Genomic DNA, 9007 nt, shown 5'->3' on the forward strand with positions numbered 1-9007 from the left:
GACATCGCTCCAGTAGGTCTGCAACGACTCCTGCGTCTGGGCGACATCGGCGTCACCCTGAAGCAACCGCACGAGGTTCTCGTTGAGGTTGCGGTTCAGGTCGAGGGCTCGGGGCAGGCCTTCCAGCTCCGTGACGAACTCGCTGTTGGAGTAGACGTCGAAGGCCTTCTGGTAGAGCTCGTCCCCGTCGACGAAGCCGGGCTTGGACGAGGCGTTCCCCGGGAAACCCGTGGCTTCTGTCGCGAGCTCGGAGTTGACGTCCTTGCTGACGAGCCACTGGACGAGCTTCCAGGCCTCCGCCTTGTGTTCACTGTTCTCCGCGATCCCGAGACCCCAGCTGGCCCCGGCGATGCCCGAGGACTTGCCGCTCTTGGACGGAACGGACGCGATCGAGAAGTTGAGGTCGGGGTTCGACTCACGGATGCCGGCGATGTGGGCGAGCGACCCGATCATGAACGCGTTGCGACCGGCGGTGAACTCCTCGACCTTCTGCTGCTCCTGCTGCGTGAAGGCGCCCGGGGTGACGTAGCCGCCGTCGTACTGCCCCTTGAGGAACGTGAGCCAATCGGCGACCGCCGGGGTTTCGAAGTTGGCCTGGCGATCCTTGAGCATGCGATCGCCCGACGACCAGAGCCACGACTGCGAGTCGAAACCAGCCGGTGACTGCACGTTGATCGGAAGCGACCAGGCGTAGACGTTCTTGTCGGGCGCGGTGACGGCCGCGGCAGCCCTGTCGAACTCGTCCCACGTCGTGGGCGGAGTCGAGATCCCCGCCGCCGTCAGCAGATCGGTGTTGTAGTACAGCGGGTACGCGAAGTTGAGCGCGCGCACCATGTAGGTCTTGCCATCGATCTGGTCGTTGCTGACGAGCTCGTCCGGATCGAAGCCGGCCTGTTCCATGAGGGCGCTCAGATCGGTGATCGCGCCCTGGTCCTGCAGGTCGTAGACGCTGGCGCCGTTGATGGCGACGATGTCGGCGAGAGTGCCCGTCGCGGCCGCCGATGTCTGAAGGTCGACGGTGGCGGAGTACGGGTTCGAGATCAGGTTGACCTTGATTCCCGGGTTCTCCGCTTCGAAGCGATCCATGAGCCCGCGCATGACTCCGGGCTTGAGTTCGACCTCCCACCACTGGCTGAAGTCGAGGGTGACGTCTCCGTTGACGTCGGGGCCGGAGCCGCCGCCGCCGCCGGAGCACCCTGAGAGCACCAGGGCCACGGCGGTGCCGACCGTGATGAGCGCGACGGATCTACGGTGCATCGGGTTCTCCTCTTTGAGATGACGAATCAACGGGAAAGTCGATCGAAGGTGAGGTCGCAAATTATTGACCTGTTGCGACCATACCCGAAAGCATTCGCAAGTTCTAGGCTTTTGTACATATTCGTATCTCGGAGACCGCGACGACGATGTCGAGGCCGGAGGAGTCCGCGCGATCGTCAGGCGAGGAGGAGTTCCACCCCGTTCGAGCGAATCGCCTCCTGCGTGCTGGCCGACATATCCGCATCACTGATGACGGTGTCGAACCGCGAGACGTTCACCACCTTGTGCCGGTCCCGCGTGAACCACTTCGAGGAATCGGCGAGCAGGACCCGCCGCCTCGACGCCCCGATGAGGGCGCGCTTGGACTCCGCGATATCGAGCGAACCCTCGACGACATCGTGGTCGGCATCCATGCCTCCGGCGCCCACGAACGCGATGTGGGCGATCTCGCCTTCGAGACCCTGCTGACGGGGAGAACCGACGGTCGCGGCGATGCGGGAGACGAGACGCCCCCCGAGAAGACGCACCCGGATCCCGCTGACATCCATGAGCGCCAGCCCGACGTTGACACCCGGGGTGAGGACCTCGAGGTCTTGCACCGCCGGGAGGTGACGGGCGAGTGCGAGGATCGTGGTCCCCGAGTCGAGGATGATCGTGGAATTGTCGGACACGAGAGCCGCGGCGGCGGCCGCGATCCGCTGTTTCGCCTCGACATTCTGCGTAGAGCGCGCATCGAATCCCATGAGCGGCGTTTCGGACATCGTCACCCCGCCGTGCACGCGCGAGACGCGGCCCTGCCGTTCGAGGATCTCGAAATCGTTGCGGATGGTGACCTCGGAGACCCGCAGCTCCTCGGCGAGGTCACGGGTACGAGCCGTCCCCCTCTCGAAGACGGCCGTCATGATCGCGTCGCGTCGCTGAGAACTGTGCACGCTCCGAAGATACACGCGCACGCAAGCAAACGAAGGTGTTTCGTAAGCAGGAGGAAAGAGGCCTTACCGAGGTGAGGCAGGTCCTTCCAGCGCGGCATCCATCTCGGCCGGTGTCGACACGGGGATGCGCGTCGTCCCGGGCATGTTCTCCGGTCGGGACCACCACCCCGCGCTGACGCCGGCGATCGCCGCGCAGCCACGGGCAGCCGCCTCAGTCACCGTCGACACCTCGAGCGGGCCCGGATGCAGCGCGAGCTTCGACCCCCTCCACCTTCGGGAGCGCAGGCCTCCACCGGTGACGATCGTCGCACCACGTGCGCCCGAAACCTCGCGGACCAGGCGATCGCCCTGCGAGGCGAGGAGGACGTACGCGTCGATCAGGTCTCCCCACGCCGGTGCGTCGTAGCGCCCGGGGGCCAGGCGTCCCGACTGGAGGGCCGCGAGATCGTCCGGCGAGAAGGAGGGACGATCGCCGGGAGGCAACGCGCCGTCTTCCAGGGCCCCTCGGTCGAGCGCGCTCGCATCGAGGAATGTCCGCATCGCCAATCCGGGACGCATACGCTCCCACACCACGAGAGGCGCTCCGGTCGACGGCCACACCTCGAAGGTCAGATCGGGGTCACGATCGAGGTGCGCGACGAGATCGCCCCTCTCGACACCCGCGTCGCGGGAGAACGGGGCGATGATGGCCTCGCCGGTTCCGAGCGAATCGAAGGCCTCACCAACTCGGACCCCCGACCCGACCGCGGCGACGGGGTGATCGTGCCCGGCGATGATCACGGGCGCCCCGGGCGTTAGTTTCAACGCACGAGCGAGGTCACCCTGCGCGGGGGCTCCACGGCCCGGCGGGCGGATGTCCACCAGGCCCACGTGCGCCAGGCCGGCGGACGCCCACACGTCCGACAGATAGCGCCGCTCGACGAGGTCGTACACCCCGCTCGTGACAGCGAGGCCCGCCTCCTGCCACGTCTGTCCGGTGAGCTGATGAGCGAGGGCTCCGCACAAGCCGACAAATCGACCCGCCGGAACGCCGGAGGTCGTCGCCTGGACGTGGGCGAGCTTGGCCACGGTCGAGGTGGTGCGCAGGTGCCGCGCAGTAAGGTCACGCAGGCGCCGCGCTCCCCACCCCCGCTCGAGAGCGTGGACGACCTCGTCGCCACGATCGTCGTACCACGACGGGAATGCGATCGGCGCCAGCCCGTCGTGCGTCAGGATGGTGCCTACTTCGCCCATCGAGGTCATGCCCAGGGCCGCGATGTCATCGACGTCGAGGGCGGCGACGACGTGGCGGGCAGCGTCCAGCATCTCGAGCACGGGGAAGTCGTCGCCCGCCGACGCGCGCACGAGCGGGGTGTTCACAGCACCCACGGCCACCATCTCCCCGTCCCTCGTGAACGCGGCGGCCTTGATGCGGGAACTTCCGAAATCAACCCCCACTACGACCTGCGACATCGCTAGACCTTTCACTCGAAACTACAACGAGAGCAAATTCTTTCGTTCTGTTACTGTATCGGTTCAGTGGAGCCCTAGCCCCTCCGCGACAACGATGTGTGAAAACTGAGAGGTAGACCGCAATGACACTCTGCTCACTCCGAGAGGTGCTCGACCACGCCCGCGCCGGCGGTTACGGGGTGGGCGCCTTCAACGTCACCGACATCGAACAGGTCGAGGCGGTCCTCGACGCCGCCGCCCTCACCGACTCCCCCGTCATCGTGCAGACCATCGCCGGCGCATCGGCCTTCGCTTCCGACGAGCTGTTCTGGGACCTGCTGCTGAGAACGGTCGACCACTACCCGCGCGTGCCGGTGGTGGTGCACCTCGATCACGGCCCCGACTACGAGACCTGCCAGCGCGCCATCGACGCGGGGTTCTCGAGCGTGATGATCGACGGCAGCCTCGACCCCGCGACCCACCAGCCGACCAGCTTCGAAGCGAATGTCGCCGTGACGAAGAGGGTTGTCGCCTACGCCCGCGAGCACGGAGTGTCCGTGGAGGCGGAGCTCGGAACGATCGGCGGGTCGAAGGACGGTGCCACTCACGCGGAGATCGTCCTCGCCGACCCCGAGGAGGCACGTCGCTTCGTCGCTGAGACGGACGTAGATGCGCTCGCCGTCGCGATCGGCACCTCTCATGGCGCGTACAAGTTCACTAGCCCGCCCGACGGCACGGTGCTGCGCATGGACCTCATCGAACAGATCGCCGCGCTCATCCCGGGCACGCACCTGGTCATGCACGGGTCGTCGTCGCTCCCGGCCGACCTGCGAGAGATCATCAATGCACACGGCGGTGGCCTGCCCGAGTCATGGGGCGTCCCCGAGTCCGAGAAGGCCCGCTCCACGAAACTCGGGGTCACCAAGATCAACCAGGGTATGGACTCGCACATGGCATACGCGGCCGCGATGCGGGTGACGCTCGCGGCCGACCCCCTGGCAGCTGACCCCGCCCCCGCCGCGAAAGCCGGCCGAGCGGCCATGTCGAACATGATCGCGGAGCGGATGGGCGTCTTCGGTCAGGCCGGTCGCGCGGCGGACTACGAGGCGACGCCCGTCCGCGCCGAAGCCGCGCTCCCTCTTCCGTCGAACGCGGTGCCGTCGACGGTCTGACCCGAGAGGCCCGGGAGGAGGAGGGGACGGTCAGCGGAGATCGTCGCCGCCTCCTCTCCGGGCGCGAGCGACGCTGTCCCCCGCGTCCCGGCGTTCCCTCGCCGCCTCCTCCGCGAGCGTGCCCCCGCCCGTTCGAGACCATCACCACGCCGATTTCACCCTGACGATTCCCCCGCGTAGAGTCACGCCATGACCGCCGAAACCCGAACCGACACCGTCGTCCGTCCGGTGCGCGACGTGGATGCCGAGGCCCTCGGCCGCGTGCACGCCACCTGCTGGCACGAGACCTACGATCACCTCATCAGCGAGGCGGCCCTCAAGGCCGTCTCCCCCCGCCGCATGGCCGAGCTCTGGACCCACTGGGCCGCCCAGGGCGACGGCTACCGCATGCACGCCGCTCTCGTCGACGGCGAGATCGTCGGCTTCGTCGGCTCCGGCCCCGCGCGCGACGACGACGCTCCGCGCGAGCGCGAGCTGTACTTCATCTACCTGCTCGACGCCTTCCACGGCACCGGCATCGGCCAGCAGCTCTTCGACGCCGCGATCCACGACGGCGAAGGCGCCTACCTCTGGGTCGCGGAGGACAACCCCCGCGCGCACCGCTTCTACACGCGCAACGGCTTCGCCCTCGACGGCGCGTCGCACGTCGAGCCCTTCCTCGGTGAGGAGCTCACCGAGGTGCGCTTCGTCCGCTGACGTGCTGCAGGTCTGGGCCCTCGACGGCATCCGAGAGATCACCCCGGGAGACGACCTCGTCCGGGTGATCCTGGATGCCGTCGACGCGGCACCGGGAGCCGACACGGCGCTGCGAGACGGCGACATCGTCGTCGTCACCAGCAAGATCGTGTCGAAGGCCGAGGGCCGGATCATCCACGCCGCCGACCGCGAAGACGCCATCACCCGGGAGACCGTACGGCTCGTGGCATCCCGCACCTCCCCTACCGGGCACGTCACCCGCATCGTCGAGAACCCCCTGGGCATCGTCTCGGCCGCCGCCGGGGTCGACGCCAGCAACACCCCTGAGGGCACGGTGCTCTTGCTGCCGGTCGACCCCGACGCCTCGGCCCGGCGCATCGCCGAGGGCCTGCGCTCCGTCGCCCGAGTGGGCGTGATCATCACCGACACCCTGGGCCGCGCCTGGCGCGAGGGCCAGACGGATCACGCGATCGGGGCCGGCGGCATCCATGTGTTCGAAGACCTCCGCGGGACGACGGATGCCGAGGGCCGCCCCCTCGTCGTCACCCTGCCGTGCGTGGCCGACGAGATCGCCGCGGCGACCGACCTCGTGAAGGGCAAGGCGTCGCGCCGCCCCGTCGCGATCGTGCGCGGGCGCGGAGACCTCGTGGGCGATCTCGACCTGCCCGGGGCGCGCTCAATCGTGCGGGATCCCGAGCGCGACATGTTCCGCCAGGGAGCGGACGAGGCGTATGCGGAGGGCTTCGCGGCGGGTCGCGCGGCGCGCGACTGACCCCCTGTCCCCCCTCGTCCCACATATAGGGGTGCATGTCCCACTTGTGGTCACCTGGAGAGGCCCGCACCGACCAGAGGTGGGACGAGGGGGCCCAGTCAGCGGATGCCGCGGGCGGCGAGCGCGTCACCCAGGTCGTCGGCGTGGCGGAGGGCGACCACCAGGAACGGCACGATTCCGCGCAGCAGCGAGGGACGCAGCCCTCGAGCCCGCTGGGCATCGCGCACGTCCGCGGCGTGGCGGGCGAGGACGGGGATCGTCGTGAGCGTCACCATCCACAGCAGGGCGACGCGCGCTGGGTCGATGCCGACGAGACGCAGCGGCCGCAGCCCTCTCTCGAGCGCGTCGAGCATCGCGGAGACGGGGGTCGTGAGCGGCACCACCCCCGCGATGAGGACGGCCGCCGCCACCCGGGCGGTGTTCGCCGCGGCCGGCTCGAGCCCGAGGAAGATCAGCTGCCCCGCCGCCGTGATGGCGATCATCCAGCGGAGTGCCCAGGCCTGGCCGCCGAGCGCGCGAAGCCCCCGTCCGACGCCCATTCCCGCCGCGGCATACACCGCGATCGGAACGGCGACCGCGATCGGGACCGTGATCCACACCGGCGGCAGCGCCGCGACAATGACCGCCACGACCGCGAAAACCGCGAGCTTCGGGCCGGCCGGCATCCGGTGCATCCATCCCGCGCCGGGGCGGTACATCGTCAGCACGCCAGGGCGCTCTCGTAGGCATCGACGACCGCGCCCGCGGCACCGGATGCTACGACCCGGCCGTCCGCGAACAGCACGGCCTCCTCGCATCGGCGCGCGAGGGCGAGGTCGTGCGTGACCACGATGAGCGCGTGCCCGGTGTCGGCGAGCAGGTGGTCGGCGACGGTGCGGGCGTTGCGCGCGTCGAGGAATGCCGTCGGCTCGTCGGCGACGACGAGGGCGGGCTCGCGCACGAACGCACCGCACAGCGCGAGGAGCTGCTTCTGACCCCCGGAGAGGTCGTGGGCGGGCCGGTCGGCGAGGGCTTCCAGGCCGAAGCGTTCGAGTGCCGCGGCGACGCGGCGGTTTCGTTCCTCGCGCGCGAGGCGGAGCGGACGGAGCGAGAGCGCGACATCCTCGGCGACGGTGGGCATGATGATCTGCGCGTCGGGGTTGCTGAGCACGAGGGCGACGCGACGGCGCAGGTCGGTGGCATCCCTGTCCGGATCGAGATCGAGGACCTCCAGCTCTCCCGCCGCCCGCCGCAAGAGCCCGGCCGCGAGTCGGGCGAAGGTGGACTTGCCCGAGCCGTTGTCGCCGATGATCGCGATGGTCCGGGCTTCGAGGTCCAGGGTCACGTCGTGGAGCACCTCCGTGTCGCCGAGGCGGGCGGTCAGGCGCCGGCAGCGGATCACGCGTGCACGTCGGCCGGCGTCCTTTCACCGGCAGCCCCGCGCCACGCGCGCCGGAAACCTCGCGGATAGGCACGCACCAGCACCGACACCACGATCGTCGCAATAGCCGCTTTGAGGAGATCCCCCGGCACGAACACCAGGCTCGTCAGCGCCGTCTCGGCGAGCGGCAGACGCGTCACCAGGCTCTGCACCGGGATGCCGAGGGCGTAGATGGCGCCGATCCCCCCGACGATCATCGCCGCGGCGGTGCGCCACGCCACGGGACGACGTCCGCCCGCGTGCACGATCAGTCCGATAACGATCGCCCCGAGGATCCACCCGAGGGCGTACCCCGCAGTCGGTCCCAGGAAGACGCCGAATCCTCCCCGCCCGCCCGCGAGGACGGGGAGTCCCACTGCGGCGAGCGCGAGGAGGATCGACACCGAGAGCGCACCGAGCCACGGTCCGAGAACTGCGCCGGCCAGCATCACTCCGAGCGTCTGCGCCGTGATCGGCACGCCGCCGAAGAGGGGGAAGCTCCCGGGCAGCCCCAGGACCGCGATGAGCGCGGCGAAGACGGCGACGCGGGCGAGGTCGGTGGCATCGAGAGTGCGGGTCATGAGCACGCCTTTCCTGAACGGTGTTCACCTGAACAGCGTTCACTATACTCAGACGCATGGCACCCCGAGGACACTCCGCCCACGACGTCGCCCAGACCGCCCTGCGGATCCTCGACGATCACGGACTCCCCGACCTCACGATGCGCCGACTCGCGGCAGCCCTGGAGGTGCAGCCCAGTGCTCTGTACTGGCACTTCCCGAACAAGCAGACCTTGCTCGCGGAGCTCTCGGATCGCATCGTCGGGCGGATGGCATCCAGGACTCCCGATGACCTGCGCGTCGAGGCGCACGCACTGCGCGACGCGCTGCTGACGTACCGCGACGGCGCCGAGGTCGTCTCGAGCACCCTCGCGCTGGGCCTCGGGTCGACGCTGGCGCACGATCGACTGACCGCCGCGATCGCCGCCGCCGGGTTCGACGCCGACACCGCGCGCCGCGGCGCGACCACGGTGCTGCACTACGTGCTCGGCTTCGTCTGGCACGAGCAGCAGCGCCTGCAGTACGACAGCCTCGGCGCACGCGAGGGCGCCTCGGGCCTCGAGAGCGACGACTTCGCCTTCGGCCTCGACCTCATCGCCGACGGGCTGCGGGCGCGCGCGGGCGCGGGGCCCCTCGCGTAGGCGGCGGGTTGCGGGCGGGGCTGCGGGCGGCGCGGCGGGGCTGCGGGCGGGGCGGCGCCGCGGCTGAGGGCGGGAGCGCTGCGGCGCCGCATTCGGCATCCATAAACGCCATCCGCTCACAGAAACACGCTCTGCACGCGTTTATGC

At 69.5% G+C, this 9007-nt stretch carries 10 protein-coding genes; 4 read left to right on the plus strand and 6 right to left on the minus strand.

What is annotated here, in order from left to right:
* The 3 genes from P2P98_RS09770 to P2P98_RS09780 form a co-directional block, all read right to left on the minus strand.
* Nucleotides 1-1257, minus strand: a 1257-nt coding sequence (locus P2P98_RS09770; RefSeq protein WP_275799477.1) for a sugar ABC transporter substrate-binding protein, incomplete at its 3' end; no start/stop codon positions are given.
* A 176-nt stretch (nucleotides 1258-1433) separates the two neighbouring features.
* On the minus strand, nucleotides 1434-2189 hold the full coding sequence (locus tag P2P98_RS09775; protein ID WP_275799478.1) for a DeoR/GlpR family DNA-binding transcription regulator: 756 nt from the start codon (nucleotides 2187-2189) through the stop codon (nucleotides 1434-1436).
* Nucleotides 2190-2252: 63 nt separating this feature from the next.
* Nucleotides 2253-3641 carry an FGGY family carbohydrate kinase gene (locus tag P2P98_RS09780; RefSeq protein ID WP_275799479.1) on the minus strand — a complete coding sequence of 463 codons (1389 nt, stop codon included), beginning with the start codon at nucleotides 3639-3641 and terminating at the stop codon, nucleotides 2253-2255.
* 122 nt (nucleotides 3642-3763) lie between these two features.
* Here P2P98_RS09780 and P2P98_RS09785 point away from each other — a divergent pair, with 122 nt between their 5' ends.
* The 3 genes from P2P98_RS09785 (at nucleotide 3764) to cofE (ending at nucleotide 6260) form a co-directional block, all read left to right on the plus strand.
* A complete protein-coding gene (locus P2P98_RS09785; protein ID WP_275799480.1) occupies nucleotides 3764-4792 on the plus strand; it encodes a ketose-bisphosphate aldolase in 1029 nt (342 codons plus the stop codon).
* 189 nt (nucleotides 4793-4981) lie between these two features.
* Entirely contained in the window at nucleotides 4982-5488 is a 507-nt protein-coding gene (locus tag P2P98_RS09790) for a GNAT family N-acetyltransferase (protein WP_275799481.1), read from the plus strand.
* Between the two features lies 1 nt (nucleotide 5489).
* Nucleotides 5490-6260: a coenzyme F420-0:L-glutamate ligase gene (cofE, locus tag P2P98_RS09795; RefSeq protein ID WP_275799482.1), complete on the plus strand. Its 771-nt coding sequence runs from the start codon at nucleotides 5490-5492 to the stop codon at nucleotides 6258-6260.
* A 98-nt stretch (nucleotides 6261-6358) separates the two neighbouring features.
* Here the strand turns inward: cofE and P2P98_RS09800 are convergent, their stop codons facing one another.
* From P2P98_RS09800 to P2P98_RS09810, 3 genes are read right to left on the minus strand one after another with little or no spacing between them, the layout of a single operon-like run.
* Nucleotides 6359-6967 (minus strand): energy-coupling factor transporter transmembrane protein EcfT, encoded by a 609-nt coding sequence (locus tag P2P98_RS09800; RefSeq protein WP_275799483.1) that lies wholly within the window; start codon nucleotides 6965-6967, stop codon nucleotides 6359-6361.
* Nucleotides 6961-7641 (minus strand): ABC transporter ATP-binding protein, encoded by a 681-nt coding sequence (locus tag P2P98_RS09805; RefSeq protein WP_275799484.1) that lies wholly within the window; start codon nucleotides 7639-7641, stop codon nucleotides 6961-6963. The genes P2P98_RS09800 and P2P98_RS09805 overlap by 7 nt, the downstream gene beginning before the upstream one ends.
* The gene (locus tag P2P98_RS09810) at nucleotides 7638-8240 is read right to left on the minus strand and encodes a biotin transporter BioY (protein WP_275799485.1); all 603 of its coding nucleotides are present in this window, start codon (nucleotides 8238-8240) and stop codon (nucleotides 7638-7640) included. The genes P2P98_RS09805 and P2P98_RS09810 overlap by 4 nt, the downstream gene beginning before the upstream one ends.
* 56 nt (nucleotides 8241-8296) lie before the next feature.
* Here P2P98_RS09810 and P2P98_RS09815 point away from each other — a divergent pair, with 56 nt between their 5' ends.
* Nucleotides 8297-8860, plus strand: a complete 564-nt coding sequence (locus P2P98_RS09815) for a TetR/AcrR family transcriptional regulator C-terminal domain-containing protein (RefSeq protein WP_275799486.1) — start codon at nucleotides 8297-8299, stop codon at nucleotides 8858-8860.
* Nucleotides 8861-9007: the final 147 nt, after the last annotated feature.

The organism is Microbacterium sp. Kw_RZR3 (assembly GCF_029222405.1).
In the GTDB taxonomy this organism is placed as follows: Bacteria; Actinomycetota; Actinomycetes; order Actinomycetales; family Microbacteriaceae; genus Microbacterium.